This is a genomic window from Nocardioides zhouii, assembly GCF_004137345.1.
GTDB classification, from domain to species: domain Bacteria; phylum Actinomycetota; class Actinomycetes; order Propionibacteriales; family Nocardioidaceae; genus Nocardioides; species Nocardioides zhouii.
Map to the genome: position 1 here is coordinate 17,860 of NZ_SDWV01000029.1, position 15,402 is coordinate 33,261.

Here is a 15,402-nt window from a genome sequence, read left to right on the forward strand (position 1 = left end):
GCGATGATCGAGATCCTCACTACCGCCCAGGTCGACCGGGCCCGCAGGACCGGCGCCCTGGTCGCCGACATCCTCCGGTCGCTGCGCGAGCGCAGCCTGGTCGGCACCAACCTGCTCGACCTCGACCGCTGGACCGCCGAGATGATCCGCGAGGCGGGTGCGGAGTCCTGCTACGTCGACTACGCGCCGTCCTTCGGGCGCGGCCCCTTCGGTCACTACGTCTGCACCGCGGTCAACGACGCCGTGCTGCACGGCCGCCCACGTGACCAGCGGCTGGCCGACGGCGACCTGCTGACGCTCGACCTCGCCGTACGCCTCGACGGCGTGGCCGCCGACTCCGCGATCAGCTTCGTGGTCGGTGAGAGCCGCCCGCCCGGCACCATCGACATGATCGAGACCACCGAGCGGGCCCTCGCGGCCGGCATCGCCGCTGCCGGTCCTGGCGCGCGGATCGGCGACCTGTCCCACGCGATCGGCAGCGTGCTCCGCGCCGCCGGCTACCCGATCAACATGCAGTTCGGTGGCCACGGGATCGGCACGACGATGCACCAGGACCCGCACGTCGCCAACGACGGCCGCGCCGGCCGCGGCTACCAGCTCCGGCCGGGCCTGCTGCTCGCCCTCGAGCCGTGGATTATGGCCGACACCGACGAGCTGGTCACCGACGACGACGGCTGGACGCTTCGCAGCGCCACCGGGTGCCTCACCGCGCACAGCGAGCACACCATCGCCATCACCGACGACGGCGCGGAGATCCTGACCCTGCCGTCCTAGTGCACCGTCTCGAGCGGCGCCTGCGCCTCGGCCTCGGTGAGCGGGGCGTCGACGCTGTCGAGCTTGCTCGGCCACCAGATCTTGCCGCCCAGGTCGAGGTTGAGCGCCGTCACCAGCACCGAGCGGACGATCATCGTGTCGAGCATGACGCCCAGGGCCACGGCGACCCCGAGCTCGGCCAGGAACACCAGCGGCAGCGAGCCCAGGACGAGGAACGTCGCGGCCAGGACGATCCCGGCGGAGGTGATCACGCCGCCGGTCGACGCCAGCCCGATGAGCGAGCCCTTGCGGGTGCCGTGGGTGACCGTCTCCTCCCGCACACGGGTCATCAGGAAGATGTTGTAGTCGATGCCGAGCGCCACCAGGAACACGAACGTGAACAAGGGGAATCCCGGGTCGGACCCCGCGAAGCCGAAGACGTACTCGAAGAGCAGCGCCGAGATGCCCAGTGCCGCCCCGAACGACAGGACGACCGTGGCCATCAGGATGAGCGGTGCGACGAGCGCCCGGAGCAGCCCGATGAGGATGAGCAGCACCACAGCCAGCACCAGCGGCATGATCACCTTGCTGTCCCGCTCGCTGGCGATCTTGGTGTCGAGGTAGAACGCCGACCCGCCTCCGACCAGGGCGTCGGCACCGTCGACGGCGTGCGCCGCGTCGCGGGAGGACTCGACGATGTCGGCTGCCGTCGACGAGGAGATGTCGGCGTTGATCGTCGCCTCGAACCAGGAGCGCCCGGTGGACAGCTCGCGCACCTCGCCCGGCTCGCCGAGCCCGTCGATGCCGGACACCGCAGCCTGCACGTCGGCAGCGGCGGCGGTCGCGGTGGTCACCTGGATGGTGTTGGAGCTGTCGGAGAGGTCGTGCTCGGTGAGCAGCCGCTGGCCCTTGATGGAGTCGAACTCCTTCGTGTACGTCTCCTCGGTCGACAACCCGGAGGTGTCGAGGCGGAAGAGGCCGAGGCAGGCGAGCAGGAGCAGTCCGGTCGTCACGACCCACACCCGGCGCGGCCGCGGGCTGATCGCCCGGCCGACGCGCGCCCAGAGGCCGTTGGACGTGGGCTCGGCGCTGCGGAACGTCGGGCGCTTGGGCCAGAAGACCCACCGACCGCAGATCACCAGGAGTGCGGGCAGCAGGGTGACCATCACGAGCACGGTGACGGCGACGCCGATGGCGAGGACGGGGCCCAACCCCGCCGTTGAGTTGAGGTCGGCGAAGGACAGGCACAGCATGCCGATCGCCACGGTCGCGGCGCTGGCGAGGATGGCGGGAGACGCGCGGTGGAGGGCGAACGCCATGGCCTCGTGTCGGTCCTCGTGGCGACGGAGCTCTTCCCGGTAGCGCGCGACCAGCAGCAGCGCGTAGTCGGTGCCGGCACCGATGACCAGGATGCTCAGGATCGCCTGGCTCTGCCCGTTGACGGTGAGCCCCGCGTACTTGGCGAGCAGGTAGACCAGCCCGGTCGCGATGAAGTTCGCCGAGACCGCGCAGAGGATCGGGAGAAGCCACAGCACCGGGCTGCGGTAGGTGAAGAGCAGGATCACGATGACCACGGCGAGCGTGGCGAAGATGAGGTTGGTGTCGATGCCCTCGAAGGCCTCGGCGGAGTCGGCCGCCTGGCCGCCGTAGCCCGCGAGGTGGACCTCGCCGCCGTCGATCTTCGAGATGTCGCGGATCTCGTCGGCCGCTGCGGGGATGGCGTTCCAGCCGTCGGTGCCGAAGTTGAGCACGAAGTAGAGGTAGGCGACCTCGCCGTCCTCCGACACCAGTGTCGGGACGGGAGCGCCCTGTGCTGCGGCCGCCTCGGCGCCCGCGGGCGTCAGCACTCCCTGGTCGGTGACGCCCTCGAGCTCGGCGATCTCGGTGCCGTCCTCCTCCATCGCGGCCAGGTCGTCGTCGGTCAGCCCGCCGTCGCGGTGGTAGACGACCAGCGTCGGGATGTCGTTGGGGTCGACCGTCTCGGAGAGCTCGTCGAGGACCTTGGTCGACTCGGCGGACCCGGGCAGCCAGGACGACGCCTCGTTGTTCTGGACGTCGGCCAGCTTGGCCGAGAAGGTGGCCATGAAGCCGGTGATCACGATCACCGCGGTGAAGACGATCCACTTGGTGACCCGGCCGGTGAGCGCTCCCGCGATCTGTCGATGCATGCGCCCAGTCGAGCAGCCCGCACCGACATCGTGCATCGGTGATTCCCCCGAGGACTAGACCGGGGTCTGCTACCTCGCCTGCAGCTGGAACGGCGACCAGGTGTCCATCGAACCGGCGCGCGGGGCGACGGCGTACTCCATCGAGCCGTCCACGCCGAGCCGTACGACCGCCCACTCGCCGTCCTGGTAGGTCACGACGAGCACGTGCCCGGCGTCCTCCCAGACCTCGTCGAAGTACGTCGCCGAGCTGCCGTCGCGGGCCGCCGCGTACGTGTGGACCACCGAGCCGTCCGCGGTGGCGAGCAGGTCGAGGGTCTGCGGGCCGAAGCCGTCGGCGTACGCCGGGGTGCCGAGGACGTGGCGGTTGTCAGGGGAGATGTCGGCGAGCTGGTTGTCGCAGGTGCGCCACTTCACGCGCCAGCTGCGGAGCATCGCGCTGCACGAGCCGAAGTCGCTGATCGAGGTGGTGCCGCCGAGCCACGGGCCGCGCCCGGTGTCCGTCTGGCGCAGGTGGGGGACGGTGTCGACGATGCCGTGCGAGGACGTGTCGAACGCCCGGTGCGGTCCGTTGACGGCGATCGAGCAGCCGAAGCCGGGGTCGCCCTCGCCCTCCTTGCAGTTCTCGCCGGTGACCGCGACGGCGTGGGCGGTGCCGGTGACGGGCACGGGGTTGAAGCGGAAGACGCGGTCACCCTCCTGGTCGATCGTCCAGACGCGGCCCGCGCGGCCGGCGAAGGCGACCACGTTGCCCAGCGGCGACACGGCAAGGCCGTAGCCCGCCCGCCACTCGCGGCGGCCGGGGCTGCCGTCGGCGCCGATCCAGCGGGTGGTGGGACGGCCGCCGATCGTCTGGACGACGTAGCCCGAGCCCATCGGCGCGAACTGGTCGAGCCTGTTGGCCACGGGCGTCCTCGTGCCGCCGGTGCCGTGGATGACGGTCCTGCCAGAGCGTCGCTCGGACCACGCGAGGGCCGGCGGGGCGCCCTGCTCGAGGTCGGAGACGTCGAGGACGGTGCGCGCGACCTTGGTCGAGGCGGGTGCCGGACTCGCCTGGGTCGCAGGCGAGAGGGAGGCGAAGAGTGCGAGCGTGGTCGCGGCGATGGCGGCGGTCCGGACGGTGGTCATGCTCAGGAGACGCCTGCGGGGGTGTCGAGGTTGCCTCGGTCGCGGGGGAAAGCCGTTGGGAGCGGGAGTCCCTCGCTCGCGAGCACCTCGCGCAGCCGCTCGGGGTGGTTGGTGATCAGCCCGTCCGCGCCGAGCCGGACGAGGTGGCGCATGGTCGGCTCGTCGTCGACGACGTACGGGATCACGGCGAGCCCGGCGCCGTGCGCCTCGTCGATCATCACCTCGGTGGCGAACGGCGTGTACGCCGGATCGGCCACGCCCGAGCGGAACGGCGACCCGTGGATCGGGGAGATCGCGGTGAACCCCTCGGCGGCAGCGGTGCGGACGAAGTCGGCGTCGACGGCGAGACCGTCGAACCAGGGGGAGGGGGCGTCGGCAGTGGACTTCAAGTACTTCGGTGACACCAGCAGGATGCGCTCCAGCGTCGGCTCGGCCTCGTGGACGCGGGTCAGCACGCCCCAGTCGAAGCACTGGATGCTGGTGCGTCCGACCAGCCCGTCGATGCGCAGCGCCTCGACGACCTTGGCGACGAAGGCTTCTCGCGTGGTGAGCTGCGAGGCGTCCATGGCGTCGTACTTGATCTCGAGGTTGATCCGCACCGGGTCGGCCCCGCGCTCGCGCAGGAGGGCGGCGACCTGGCGCAGCAGCGGCATCGTCGGCGGCAGGTCGGCGCGGGTCAGCTGCCGGATCCGGCGGGCGTCGGTCAGGGCGGCGTCGTGCGCCACGACGACGTCGTCCTCGGCGGTCAGGTGGACGTCGAGCTCGAGGGTGGAGACGCCGAGCGCGAGCGCGCGACCGAACGCCTCGAGGGTGTTCTCGGGCCAGAGGCCGGCGCCGCCGCGGTGGGCCTGCAGGTCGAACTGCGTCACGTGTAGAGGGTGTCCACCACGTCGGCGTACTTCGTCTTCACCACGCGCCGCTTGAGCTTCAGCGTCGGGGTCAGCTCCTCCGACTCCGCCGTCCACTCGTCGGGCAGCAGCTCCCACGCCTTGACCTGCTCGGGTCGCGAGAGCCGCTCGTTGGCCTTGTCGACCGCGGCCTGCACCATCGCGCGGATCTGCGGCTTCGTCGAGAGGTCGGCGAGGTCGGTGAACTCGACGCCCATCTTCGCCGCGACCAGCGGCGCGATCTCGCCGTCGAGGGTGAGGATCGCGACGACGTACGACTGGTTGTCCCCGAGCGCCATCGCGTGGCCGACGAGGGGCGACTCCTTGAGCAGGTTCTCGATGTTGGAGGGCGCGATGTTCTTGCCAGCGGAAGTGATGATCAGCTCCTTCTTGCGGTCGACGACCGAGTAGAAGCCGTCCTCGTCGACCGTGCCGATGTCACCGGTGTGGATCCAGCCGTCGTCGTCGATGAGCGCGCGGGTGGCCTGGTCCTGGAGGTGGTAGCCGGGGGTGTTGACCGGCCCGCGCACCAGGATCTCGCCGTCCTCGGCGAGGCGGACCTCGATGCCGGGGTTCGGCACCCCGACGGTGCCGAGCTTGAAGTGGTCGGGACCGTTGGAGGTGAAGGCACCGGTCGTCTCGGTCATGCCGTAGACGTCGTACACCCGCAGGCCGAGGCCGCCCATGAACTTGGCGACCTCCAGCGGCATCGGCGCGGCCGCACTGGCGGCCCACTCGACCTGGTCGAGCCCCAGCAGCAGCCGGAGGAACGCCAGGATCGCGCCGTCCGCGGTGGCGTACGCCTCCGCGACCTCGGGCGTCATCTCGTTGCCGTACTCCTGGGCCTGCGTCCAGGCGAGGCCCGCCGCCATGGCGTTCTTCACGAGCTCCTGGTTGGCCGGGTCGGGGTCCTCGGCGAGCTTGGCCGAGATGCCGGTCTGGATCTTCTCCCAGACGCGCGGGACGCCGAAGAAAGCCGTCGGGTGCACCTCGCCCAGCGCGCCGAGGAGGCCGGCGGGGTCGGGGATCGCGTGCACGTGGCTGCCGAGGAAGGGCGGGGAGTACGTCGCCAGGATCCGCTCGGCGATGTGGGCGAGCGGCAGGTAGGAGATCGAGCGCTGCGGGCCGTGCAGTCCGGCGTTGTCGAGCGTCGAGACCGCCTCGAACATGACGTTGTGGTGGGTCAGGACGACGCCCTTGGGGTTGCCCGTCGTGCCCGAGGTGTAGAGGTAGGTGGCCGGCAGGTCGGGGGTGATCCGGTCCATCCGCGCCTCGACGCCGCTGGTGTCGTCGCCGCGCGCGAGGAGGTTCTCCCAGGTCATCACGCGCGGGTCGTCGACGCGGTCGGCGTCGGCCAGCATCACCACGTGGCGGACCGAGTCGACGTCGGCGAGGGCCTTCTCCCAGCGCTGGTAGCGGTCGTGGTCCTCGAGGATCACCACGACCGGGCGCGACTCGCCCGCGATGAAGGCGACCTGGTCCTGGGCGAGGGTGTTGTAGATCGACATCGGGATCGCCGCCGCCGCCATCGCGCCGTAGTCGGCCAGGGTGTGGGCGGTCCGGTTGGCGGCCATGATCGCCACCGGGTCGCCCTTCTCGACGCCGAGGTCGATCAGCGCCGCCGCGACCCGCTGCGTCAGCTCCCAGGTCTCCGTCCAGCTGATCGTCGACCACGTCTCGCCCTCGGGCACGTCGAACCTGTCGGAGAAGGCCGGCAGGTCGCCGAACCTCTCGGCCGCCTGGCGCACGGTTGCCGGCATGTGCAGGCCGAGGATGCGGGCCTCGTAGTCCTCGCGGACTGCCGCGATCTCGGCAGGGATCTCGTGAGCCATGACGTCTCCTGAGCGAACGGGGGGTGTGGCGGGGGTCACATCATCGTGGCCGGGGGGCCGGGCTGGCTAGGTGGGAGGCGGCGATCTGGACCTCGGCCTGCACCTCGGCCTGCACCTCGGCCTGCACCTCGGTGAGGCGCACCAGGAAGGCGCGCTCGTCGAGCCGCTTGCGCCGCAGCCATGCGGTGACCTCGTCGTTGCACTTGCTCGCGTTGCAGGAGGCGCACGCGGGGACGACGTTGAGGAGCGTGTAGCGCCCACCCCGGGACAGCGCGAGGACGCAGTCCTTCTGCAGCGGCCGGCCCGTCGCACCGCAGTAGGCGCACCCGCCCCAGGCTGCCTGGAGCGCCGCCCACTCGGCCGGGCTCAGGTCGTGGTCGACGGCATCCATGCGGCGCTTGCGCTTCCTCGACGCCCGCGCTCGTCTGCTCCGGTCGACCGCCACGGGGTCAGGGTAGGCGCCCCTTCCGGCCGACGGCGGGAGGCTGGAAGATGGGGGCGCGCCAGCCCAGACCGACCAGCGGGGGAGTCCATGTCCACCGAGCAGCCGCACCAGCTCGAGCAGTCCGCGCCGTCGCAGGTCACTCGCTCGAGGACGCCCGAACAAGCCACCGCGTGGGCGAAGGTGGATCGCGAGCGCGCCGAGGCTGCCGGTCGAGGGGGTGCGACCACCGTGCACCCGATGGAGGTGGTCCGGCTCGCCATCGGCGTGCTGCTTGCTGCCGCCGCTCTCACGACGTTCTTCGTCATGGCGCCCGACGAGCCCTCGGAGGAGACCCGCGCCTCGAGAGACACCCCCGTCGAGTACCTCGCCCTCATCTCCGTCCAGCAGCAGCAGGCCGACGACCGTCGCGATGCCCTCCTCTTGATCGGGCTCGTCGGCCTCGGCGCCGCGATCGCGACGAGCGGCGCCGAGCGGCGTACGGTCGGGCGTCCCCGCTGACCCAAGGAGGCCTCATGGTGGCGAGCCGCTCCGCCCGGGAGAGGAAGGCTGCCGCGCAGGCAGGCCCGCTCGCCCGCGTGAAGATCGACCTCGACAGGGAACAGCAGTTCCTCTATCGCATCAGCTGCACGTCGTGCGTGACCCGCGGTGACAGCGCGTGGTCGACGCACCGCGCCGGCGCCGACAACGGCTTCATGGCCGCGATGGACCGCTGGATCTTCCACCTCGTCGAGAAGCACCCCGACGAGGATGCACCGTGCCTGGCGTTCCGCGCCGAGGCGGAGCAGCGGCTGCACGAGAGGCGCGAGGGCTGAGGTCAGATGCCGAACCACGACCGGACAGCCGTTACCTCATCGGGTGTGAGCTCGATGTCGGCCGCGGATGCGCGGTTCAACAGGTTGGCGACGAAGGCTTCGCCCAGCTCCGCGGCCGTCGGAGCTGGCTTCTGGTAGAGCGGGCTCCCGCCATACGCTGCTCCTTGCGCAACGACCGTGACGGCTCGGCGGTTGACCTCCACCCCGCGCTGAACCAGTTGGTCACGGGACCAGCGTGTCGCCTCGGTCAGGTTGAACTCGTAGGCCGCGATGAACGCCGCGAGCGTCGTGTAGATCTCGTGCCACGCGGCGCTCGCCAGGCCCGGCAATCGAAGTTCCGTGGTGATCCGTGCAACTGCGTCGGGTGCGCCGGGCACATTGGACCTCGGTTCCTCGTCATCGGGAGCCTCATGCCTGCTTGCGTCCCACACGTGGTGATGCGACATCCGTACGTCAGGAAGAGACTGCGCCTGGAGTGCGCGGGTGAACGATCCGTAGCCGAACCATCCGGTTGTTGACACCAGTGGCGCGAGGTCGTCGCGCATCTGGTGCGCAAGCATGGCCAGATTCAGCGGTGCGGACGCGTCGTCATACCGCTGACGGATTTCGTGCGCGAAACGAGCCCTGGCTTCGTGAGAGTCGACGATCGGAGGGTCCGGAGTGTCGACGGCTCCGGAGTCTTCGGTCGCGACTGCCGGAAGGTCCCGAAGAGTGAGGTCATCGATGCGCTCGTCGAGTAGCTCGGTGAGTTCTGCTCGCCCACAAGGCGATCTGAGATCGCGCCCAGAACCTCTGCGGCATCGGAGGGTGAAAGCACGGTGACGCGTCGGTCGGCAGCTCTCAGACGCACCAACAGGGGCGTCATGTCCGAGTCACCTGACGCGATGACGAACTCGTCGTACCGCACGGAGGCCCCCAGCGCCTCTGCGGCATCAAGCACGAGGCGAATGTCTGCGCCGTTCTTGGTGTGGGTCAAGCGTGGGCAGTCGATGACCTCGAATCCCGCGTCGGTGAACTGGGGTCGAAACTTTGAGAAGTACAACCGGGAGCCATCTCCCGCCGGAGCAGGGACCCAGCCCGCCGGGTTCATGTAGCACCGGAGCACGAGCCAGCGGCGTTCGTTCTCGGTCAACAGCTCGGTAGCGAGGCGACCGACCCATTCGGATGGCGCCTCTGCGAAACGAAGCGCCACGCGAGGGTCGAGCTTGAGCAAGCCCCCGAAGACATTGTCGAAGTCGAGATACAGGGCCGCGGGCGCAGACGACATGGAGCGAACCTAGCCCGACCGACCTTCCAGAGCAGAGGTTTCCAGGGACCCTCCACAGCCCGTCATCCGACCCCAACCGACTGTCGGACCCTCCTGCTTGAGTGGACGTATGCACCTGACCACCACTCTCGAGGAGCTGACCGAGGCCGAGCTCCTCGATCACGCCGACGAGGTGTCGCGCACCCAGCGCGAGTGCGAGGCGCAGGTCCTCCGGATCGCGGTGCAGGTGGCGATCGTCAACAACCCCGAGACGCTCGATCCCGCGATCAGCCGGTTTCCCGGTCGGGAGCGGGCGAGGCGGTTCGGCGGTGTCGGCACGCCCGACGTCACGGAGTTCGCGGCGGCCGCGCTCGGCGGGCGGCTCGGGATCTCGACGGGTTCGGCGCACTCGCTGATGGCCGACGCCCTCGACCTGATGATCCGGCTGCCGCAGCTGTGGCGACGCGTGGAGGTGCTCGAGGTGAAGGCGTCGTACGCCCGGTTCGTCGCGCGCCGCACGCGCGACCTGAGCGTCGACCAGGCGTCGTACGTCGACGAGCGGGTCGCCGAGTCCGCCGACGGGCGCATCCCGTGGTCACGTTTCGAGGACATGGTCACCGGCCTGGTCGTCGCCAGCGACCCCGAGGCGGCGGCGCGCAAGGAGCGGGACAACGCGAGGCGACAGGTGGCCAGCCCGACTCGATCCACGCAGGACGGCATGCGCAGCTTCTTCATCCGCGGCCCGTTCCCCGTCATCGCCCTCTTCGACGCGCGCGTCCAGTGGTTCGCCGACGTGCTCGCGAGCCTCGGTGACACCGATGACCTGGACACCCGGCGGGTGAAGGCGGTCGCGATCCTGGCCGATCCTCTCGAGGCGGTGGCGCTGATGGAGGCTTTCATGGCGTGGCGCGACCGACCGGACGAGGCCGATCGACCGGATGTGGACTGGTCGACGATCCTGCCCGCTGTCACCGTCAACGTGCACACCTACGCCGGCGCCGAACCGACCGGCGTCACCCGCGTGGAAGGGCACGGGCCAGTGACGGAAGCCTGGGTCCGCGACCACCTCGGCCCCCATGCCCGGTTCACGATCCGGCCCGTCCTCGATCTCGAGGGTCAGGCGCCGGTCGATGCCTACGAGATCCCTGATCGCCACCGCGAGGCCGTGCGCCTGATGACTCCGGCTGACAGCTTCCCGTGGGGAGCGAGCACGACCCGGTCCCACCAGATCGACCACACCCGCGCCTACCGCCACCGCGGACCGCCGGGCCAGTCGCGGATCGGCAACTACGGTCCGATGACCTCCTTCCACCATCGCATCAAGACCCACGCCGGCTGGCAGGTGCGACAACCCTTTCCGGGGATCTACGTCTGGCGTGACCCGCACGGCGCGACGTACCTCGTCGACCACTCGGGGACCCGACGCCTGCGGACCTGCCCGGAGATGAGCCCGGCCGAGGCCGAGCTGAGCCAGGCCCTGTTCGAGCTCGCCGCCTGAGGGCTGAGGGCTCGCGGTTCTAGGGTGCCGTCATGACACGAGTCCAGCGCTGGGAACGGCGCGCCGAGGTCCCGCTCCTGCTGCTCGCCGTTGCCTTCCTCGTGGCCTATGCCTGGCCAGTCGTCGACCCTCGAATGGATCCTGATGTCCGCTCCGTCCTCGAGGTCGCGAGCTGGACCGTGTGGGTCGCATTCACGCTCGACTTTGTCGCACGCCTCTACCTGGCCGACGAGCGCCGGCGCTACGCCCTCGCGCACTGGTACGACGTGGCGCTCATCGTGCTCCAGATGCTTCGTCCTCTCCGGCTTCTCCGGCTACTGGCGTTCGCGCGCGTGCTGAACCGCTCTGCCGTGGGATCGATGGTCGGCCGCGTGACGACGTACGTCGCAGGGACAGCCGTCATGGCACTCGGTCTGGGCGCCGTCGCAGTGCTCGATGCGGAGCAGGACGCCGCGGGCGCCAACATCACGACCTTCGGTGACGCGCTCTGGTGGTCGGCCACCACGGTCACCACGGTGGGCTATGGCGACCACTTCCCTGTCACGACGACCGGGCGCTTCGTCGCAGTCGCCCTGATGGTCGTGGGCATCGCGTGCATCGGTGCCATCACGGCCGGGGTAGCCGCCTGGCTGGTGCGTCAGGTCGAGGCGGACGAGGGCGTCAGTCGCCCTTGGGCATGATGATCCACGCGATGATGTAGGCGATCTCGCCCGCGCCCACCAGGCCGAAGACGACGAAGCCGAGCCGCACCAGGCCGCGGGAGATGCCGAACCGGTCCGCGAGGCCGGCGCAGACGCCGGCGATGATCTTGCCGCGACGGGGACGCACGAGGAGGGACGACATGGTCCATGTCTACCCCGGTGATGGGCGGCGTCTGCATTGTGAGTCATGATCCACAGGTGTCCCCCGACGACGACCTCCGCGACGAGCTCGCCGCCGCCGCGCGCGAGATGCAGGACGACAGTCCGCAGGAGGCCATGCAGCGAGCGGTCATGCTCGCGACCGAGATCATCCCGGGGTGCGCCGCGGCGGGCGTGTGCGTGGTCCATCGTGGTGATCGCATCGACACCCATGCGACGAGCAACGACGCGCTGAAGGAGATCGACGTCCTGCAGCACGAGCTCGACGAGGGCCCGTGCCTCGACGCGCTGCGCGAGGACCACACGGTCCGCAGCGACGACCTGTCCACCGACGACCGCTGGCCCAGCTGGGGTCCTCGGGTCGTGGAGCGACTCGGAATCCGCAGCAGCGTGAGCTACCGGTTGTACCTGACCGACCAGGACCTCGGCGCGCTCAACCTCTACGGCAAGGACGCCTCGGCCTTCACCGACGAGGACGTCCACGACGGCCTCGCGCTCGCCGCCCACGTGAGTGTGGCGCTCGCGGCCGCCCAGAAGGTGCAGCAGCTGGAGACGGCCCTCGGAGGCCGTACGGTCATCGCCCAGGCCACGGGCATCCTCATGGAGCGCTTCGACCTCGACCCGGACCGCGCGTTCTCGGTGCTGAGCCGGATGTCGCAGCAGAACAACGTCAAGCTCCGGGTCCTGGCCCAGCAGATCGTCACGACCCGCCAGCTCCCGACGACCTAGGAGTCGCTCTCTAGGGTCGTCATGTGCACGCAGACGTGGTCGTCGTGGGAGCAGGGCTGGCCGGGCTGCGCTGTGCGCAGGCGCTGACCGAGGCGGGCCGTGACGTCGTGGTGCTGGAGGCCGCCGACGTCGTCGGCGGCCGGATCCGCACCGAGCGGATCGACGGCTTCCTCGTCGACCGCGGCTTCCAGCTGCTCAACCCCGCGTACCCCGCCGTACGTCGCTGGGTGGACGTCGACGCCCTGGGCCTCCAGCCCTTCGGCGCGGGCGTCGCCGCCCGCACCGAGACCGGGCTCGCCGTGCTCGGGCACCCCCTGCGCGAGCCTGCCCTCCTCCCGCAGACCCTGCGCGCGGTCGTACGTCGCCCGCGGGAGGTCGCGGCACTCGCACGGTGGGCGGCACCGCTGATGCGGCCGCGCCGTGGGACCTCGCTCGAGGAGGTGATCGGTGCGCGCGCCGACGTGGACCGGCGTACGGCCCTGGACGCCGCGGGCGTCGACGGTCTGCTGCGCCGGGTGGTCGACCGCTTCTTCGCCGGCGTCCTGCTCGAGGACGACGGCAGCACCGCCGACCGCTTCGCGCTGCTGCTGACCTGGATGTTCGCCACGGGTGTGCCCGCCCTGCCCCGCGCGGGCATGACCGCCCTGCCCGTCCAGATCGCCGCGACGCTCGGCGACCGGGTGCACCTCGGCGAGCGGGTCCACGTCGTCACGGGTACGTCGGTCGGCACCGACGCCGGCACCTGGACCGCCGACCATGTCGTCGTCGCCACTGGTGCGGCCGCGGCGGCCGCACTGACCACCGTGCCGGCGACGACCACCAAGGGCGTCGTCACCATGTGGTGGGCGGCGCCGGATGCTCCCGACACCGACCTGCTCCACGTCGACGCGCGACGCACACCGACCGGCCCCCTCGTCAACGCCGCCGTCGTGTCCCGGGCGGCTCCGTCCTACGCACCGGCGGGACGCCACCTCCTGGAGGGCTCCGCGCTGATGGGACCCGGCCGCGACACCGACGAGGCGTCGATGCGCCGCCACGCCGGCGACCTGCTCGGCGCCGACACCCGCGGCTGGGAGGTGGTGGTCCGCCACGAGGTCCCCGACGCCCTCCCGGCGCAGCCCGCGCCGTACGTCTCGCGCCAGCCGTTGCGGGTGGGCGACGTGATCGTCTGCGGCGACCACCGCGACACCGGCTCCATCCAGGGCGCGCTGGTCAGTGGCCAGCGGGCCGCCGAGGTGATCCTGTGACGACGCCGGAGGTCGTGGTCGTCGGCGCCGGGCTGGCCGGGGTGGCCTGCGCGCGCGAGCTGCGGGTCGCGGGCCTGAGCGTCCGCGTCGTCGATCGCGGTCACGTGCCCGGCGGCCGGATGGCGTCGCGCCGGCTGTGGGAGCGACCGGTGGACCTCGGTGCGTCCTACCTCACCGCCGCCGACCCGGAGTTCCTCGCCGTGGTGGAGGACTGGGCCGGGCGCGGGCTCGCGGCACGCTGGACCGACACCTTCACGGTGCTGGGCGACGCCGAGGCGGCTGACAAGGTCGGTCCGGTGCGCTGGGGTGCGCCTCGTGGTCTTCGCTCGCTGGTCGAGGACCTGGCGCTCGACCTGGACGTGGAGCGCGTCGAGGTCGCGAGCGTCGACGAGGTACGCGGCGGAGCGCAGGCCGTCGTCCTCGCGATGCCCGATCCGCAGGCGCGTCGGCTCGTCGACGGCCATCCCGTGGCCGACGTCCTCGACCGCGCGTGGGAGCCCGTGCTCGCCCTCGCCGCCCGGTGGCCCGCCCGCACCTGGGACGGCGTGAGCCCGTCCGGACGGTTCGAGGGCGCCTTCGTCAACGACGACCCGGTGATCGGCTGGATCGCCGACGACGGCCGCCGGCGCGGCGACGACGCCCCGGTCCTGGTCGCCCACTCGACGCCCGACCTGGCCGCGCGCCACCTCGCCGACCCGTCGGCAGCGGCGCCGGAGATGGTCGCCGGCCTCCGTCGACTGCTCCACCTCGACGAGCCTGAGGACGTCCACCTCCACCGGTGGACGTTCGCCCGGCCGGTCGGCCGGCGCGAGGCGTCGTACGCCCTCGTCGACGGTCCGGGCGGCCCGGTCGCCGTGTGCGGCGACGGCTGGGGCCCGTCGCCCAAGGTCGAGACGGCCTGGCTCTCCGGCACCCGCCTCGGGCGCGAGCTGGGTCAGCGGCTGAGTGCGGACAGGTCGCGCTCGGCGTAGAGCCGGTGCTCCCACTCCTCGCTGAGGACGACCCGGAGGCAGTCGGCGGCCGTGAGCCCGGTGGCGTCGGTGAGGAACGGCGTGGCCGAGGTGACGGGGCGGGCCAGGGCGGCCTCGGACAGCCCGTCGAGCACCTCCGCCACCGTCCTGCGCCTCTGCTGCCGCTGCGCCATGACCTCGTGGAGCTCCGGGCGGATCCGCCGTGCCCACGGCACTCCGTCGAGGACGGGCGCCTCGTCCCACGGGAGGTCGAGCGGGTGCCACGGTGAGGGCTGTGCGAGGACCACGCCGCCGACCCAGCAGGCGTGCGCGAAGCCCAGGTGGCGCAGGGTCTCGATGAACGACCACTCGCCGTCGACCTGCTCGTGGAGCTTCTCGGTCGGGAGCGTCCGGGCGAGCGCCATCGTCTCGCCCCAGAGCCGGTCCATCGTCGCGAACGCGTCCCGGAAGCCGGCCACGTCGGTCGGCGACATCAGCGCGCGCTCGGGCATCCGTCGGTTGAGCTCGGCCTCCACGAGCGGCACCACGTCGACGCCGTTGACGAGGAGCCGTACGACCTCGCCGTAGATCTCCAGGTCGGGGATCTCGACACCGGTCATCCGGACCCCGTCGAAGTAGGCCGCCCGCACCCGGGTGTTGCTGAGGTTGACCTCACGGAGGTCCAGACCGCTCATGTCGACCTGGCGGAACGTGCTTCCCGAGAGGTCGACCTGCTGGAAGCTCGACCCCGAGAGGTCCTGTTCGCTGAAGTCGCTCATGGGCACAGGCTAGAAGGTGTTGCGGACGATCGGCGACCGGTTCGATCAAGACAAGTAAGTCAGTAGATATT

Annotated in this window: 17 protein-coding genes; 8 read left to right on the forward strand and 9 right to left on the reverse strand. The window is 71.0% G+C overall.

Features of this window, described 5'->3' with window-relative positions; all coding sequences use genetic code 11:
• The first annotated feature begins 3 nt into the window (after positions 1–3).
• Positions 4–774, forward strand: coding sequence for a type I methionyl aminopeptidase (gene map, locus EUA94_RS20210; RefSeq protein ID WP_129428655.1), 771 nt, complete (start codon positions 4–6; stop codon positions 772–774).
• On the opposite strand, the gene EUA94_RS20215 is transcribed toward map, so the two are convergent.
• The 5 genes from EUA94_RS20215 to EUA94_RS20235 all read right to left on the reverse strand — a co-directional run bounded on the left by EUA94_RS20215 (position 771) and on the right by EUA94_RS20235 (position 7,210).
• On the reverse strand, positions 771–2,921 hold the full coding sequence (locus tag EUA94_RS20215; RefSeq protein WP_129428656.1) for an MMPL family transporter: 2,151 nt from the start codon (positions 2,919–2,921) through the stop codon (positions 771–773). The two genes, map and EUA94_RS20215, sit on opposite strands and share 4 nt — an antisense overlap.
• A gap of 69 nt (positions 2,922–2,990) precedes the next feature.
• Positions 2,991–4,046, reverse strand: a complete 1,056-nt coding sequence (locus EUA94_RS20220) for a hypothetical protein (RefSeq protein ID WP_129428657.1) — start codon at positions 4,044–4,046, stop codon at positions 2,991–2,993.
• Positions 4,047–4,048: 2 nt separating this feature from the next.
• Positions 4,049–4,915, reverse strand: coding sequence for a glycerophosphodiester phosphodiesterase family protein (locus EUA94_RS20225; protein ID WP_165357072.1), 867 nt, complete (start codon positions 4,913–4,915; stop codon positions 4,049–4,051).
• Positions 4,912–6,765, reverse strand: coding sequence for an AMP-dependent synthetase/ligase (locus EUA94_RS20230; protein WP_129428659.1), 1,854 nt, complete (start codon positions 6,763–6,765; stop codon positions 4,912–4,914). Before EUA94_RS20230 ends, EUA94_RS20225 begins: the two co-directional genes overlap by 4 nt.
• A 40-nt stretch (positions 6,766–6,805) precedes the next feature.
• Entirely contained in the window at positions 6,806–7,210 is a 405-nt protein-coding gene (locus EUA94_RS20235) for an HNH endonuclease (RefSeq protein WP_242495063.1), read from the reverse strand.
• Positions 7,211–7,297: 87 nt separating this feature from the next.
• On the opposite strand from EUA94_RS20235, the gene EUA94_RS20240 reads away from it, so the two are divergent.
• Positions 7,298–7,708: a hypothetical protein gene (locus tag EUA94_RS20240; RefSeq protein ID WP_129428660.1), complete on the forward strand. Its 411-nt coding sequence runs from the start codon at positions 7,298–7,300 to the stop codon at positions 7,706–7,708.
• A gap of 14 nt (positions 7,709–7,722) precedes the next feature.
• Positions 7,723–8,022: a hypothetical protein gene (locus EUA94_RS20245; RefSeq protein ID WP_129428661.1), complete on the forward strand. Its 300-nt coding sequence runs from the start codon at positions 7,723–7,725 to the stop codon at positions 8,020–8,022.
• A 2-nt stretch (positions 8,023–8,024) separates the two neighbouring features.
• Here the strand turns inward: EUA94_RS20245 and EUA94_RS22475 are convergent, their stop codons facing one another.
• Both EUA94_RS22475 and EUA94_RS22480 read right to left on the reverse strand, forming a co-directional pair.
• The gene (locus EUA94_RS22475; RefSeq protein ID WP_207210668.1) at positions 8,025–8,582 is read right to left on the reverse strand and encodes a hypothetical protein; all 558 of its coding nucleotides are present in this window, start codon (positions 8,580–8,582) and stop codon (positions 8,025–8,027) included.
• Between the two features lie 8 nt (positions 8,583–8,590).
• Positions 8,591–9,289: an NYN domain-containing protein gene (locus tag EUA94_RS22480; RefSeq protein WP_207210670.1), complete on the reverse strand. Its 699-nt coding sequence runs from the start codon at positions 9,287–9,289 to the stop codon at positions 8,591–8,593.
• A gap of 109 nt (positions 9,290–9,398) precedes the next feature.
• Between EUA94_RS22480 and EUA94_RS20255 the strand changes: the two genes are divergently transcribed.
• Both EUA94_RS20255 and EUA94_RS20260 read left to right on the forward strand, forming a co-directional pair.
• A complete protein-coding gene (locus EUA94_RS20255) occupies positions 9,399–10,766 on the forward strand; it encodes a DUF222 domain-containing protein (RefSeq protein ID WP_129428662.1) in 1,368 nt (455 codons plus the stop codon).
• A 32-nt stretch (positions 10,767–10,798) separates the two neighbouring features.
• On the forward strand, positions 10,799–11,446 hold the full coding sequence (locus EUA94_RS20260; RefSeq protein ID WP_129428663.1) for a potassium channel family protein: 648 nt from the start codon (positions 10,799–10,801) through the stop codon (positions 11,444–11,446).
• On the opposite strand, the gene EUA94_RS20265 is transcribed toward EUA94_RS20260, so the two are convergent.
• Positions 11,427–11,609: a PspC domain-containing protein gene (locus EUA94_RS20265; protein WP_129428664.1), complete on the reverse strand. Its 183-nt coding sequence runs from the start codon at positions 11,607–11,609 to the stop codon at positions 11,427–11,429. The two genes, EUA94_RS20260 and EUA94_RS20265, sit on opposite strands and share 20 nt — an antisense overlap.
• A 56-nt stretch (positions 11,610–11,665) precedes the next feature.
• Here EUA94_RS20265 and EUA94_RS20270 point away from each other — a divergent pair, with 56 nt between their 5' ends.
• The 3 genes from EUA94_RS20270 to EUA94_RS20280 are packed head-to-tail and all read left to right on the forward strand — an operon-like array spanning position 11,666 to position 14,573.
• Positions 11,666–12,355 (forward strand): GAF and ANTAR domain-containing protein, encoded by a 690-nt coding sequence (locus EUA94_RS20270; RefSeq protein ID WP_165357074.1) that lies wholly within the window; start codon positions 11,666–11,668, stop codon positions 12,353–12,355.
• 23 nt (positions 12,356–12,378) lie between these two features.
• Positions 12,379–13,602, forward strand: a complete 1,224-nt coding sequence (locus EUA94_RS20275; RefSeq protein WP_129428666.1) for an FAD-dependent oxidoreductase — start codon at positions 12,379–12,381, stop codon at positions 13,600–13,602.
• Positions 13,599–14,573, forward strand: coding sequence for an NAD(P)/FAD-dependent oxidoreductase (locus tag EUA94_RS20280; protein WP_129428667.1), 975 nt, complete (start codon positions 13,599–13,601; stop codon positions 14,571–14,573). The genes EUA94_RS20275 and EUA94_RS20280 overlap by 4 nt, the downstream gene beginning before the upstream one ends.
• Here the strand turns inward: EUA94_RS20280 and EUA94_RS20285 are convergent.
• Positions 14,537–15,331, reverse strand: coding sequence for a DinB family protein (locus EUA94_RS20285; protein ID WP_129428668.1), 795 nt, complete (start codon positions 15,329–15,331; stop codon positions 14,537–14,539). The genes EUA94_RS20280 and EUA94_RS20285 overlap by 37 nt on opposite strands.
• Positions 15,332–15,402: the final 71 nt, after the last annotated feature.